The following is a 962-nucleotide window of genomic DNA, read 5'->3' on the forward strand; positions in this document are numbered from 1 at the left end:
CAGCAACCAAGGTGTTCTTATAAGAACATGTTCACCCTTTTTGCCTCTGCTTTTTCTTAAAAAGCGGAAACATAAAGCGATGAACGATTTCGCCGGACTCAAATATTGTTCATCACTTTTGAAGAAGTGATGAAACCAAGAACACTTGAATGTGTTTGGTGTTAACTCCGTAGAGTCAACATTTGAGAACTTTTACAAACAAACTCATTTGAGTTTGTTTAGTCAGCTTTCCAGATTTTTAAAGAGCATTTCTCGTAAAGAGAACGTGGCACAAAAACCACTTTCTAATGACTTTCTTCCCGGATTGGGGCAGCAAAAGTTCGCACCCTGTAAATGTTATTTAAAGGGTCTGCGAGTCCATTGCAGAAAATGATTAGAGAGTGTGCTTTTTCTTTAGGCAAGGCGAAGTGTTTCGACGTTTAGTTCGCTAAACGAGAAAGCCTTCAACGCAGCATAAAGGAAAAGTGGTGGGCGATACCGGGCTCGAACCAGTGACCCCCTCCTTGTAAGGGAGGTGCTCTCCCAACTGAGCTAATCGCCCACATATGTTTGCTTTCACCTTTAAAAAGGCAAAACCCAAACTGAGTTTTACATCCTCTGTGGAGAAGATGGTGGGTCGTGCAGGATTCGAACCTGCGACCAATTGATTAAAAGTCAACTGCTCTACCAACTGAGCTAACGACCCAGTGGCGTCCCATAGGGGAGTCGAACCCCTGTTACCGCCGTGAAAGGGCGGTGTCCTAGGCCTCTAGACGAATGGGACACACGATTGTTTGGTATTGGGATACCAAACCACTCTTTACTTTTTCAACCTATACAATCTGTGTGGACACTAGCATTAATAGTATCGTTAAGGAGGTGATCCAGCCCCAGGTTCCCCTAGGGCTACCTTGTTACGACTTCACCCCAGTCATGAACCACACCGTGGTAAACGCCCTCCCGAAGGTTAAGCTATCTACTTC

3 tRNA genes and 1 rRNA gene are annotated in these 962 nt (G+C 44.9%); all 4 read right to left on the reverse strand.

Features of this window, described 5'->3' with window-relative positions:
* Positions 1-465: 465 nt before the first annotated feature.
* Positions 466-541, reverse strand: a tRNA-Val gene (locus GMA8713_RS25825).
* Positions 542-609: 68 nt separating this feature from the next.
* Positions 610-685, reverse strand: a tRNA-Lys gene (locus tag GMA8713_RS25830).
* Positions 686-687: 2 nt separating this feature from the next.
* Positions 688-763: transfer RNA gene (locus GMA8713_RS25835), tRNA-Glu, on the reverse strand.
* An 88-nt stretch (positions 764-851) separates the two neighbouring features.
* Positions 852-962, reverse strand: a 16S ribosomal RNA gene (locus GMA8713_RS25840); the annotation flags it as partial.

Origin of the sequence: Grimontia marina, from assembly GCF_900060185.1 — a bacterium.
Classification (GTDB): Bacteria; Pseudomonadota; Gammaproteobacteria; order Enterobacterales; family Vibrionaceae; genus Enterovibrio; species Enterovibrio marinus.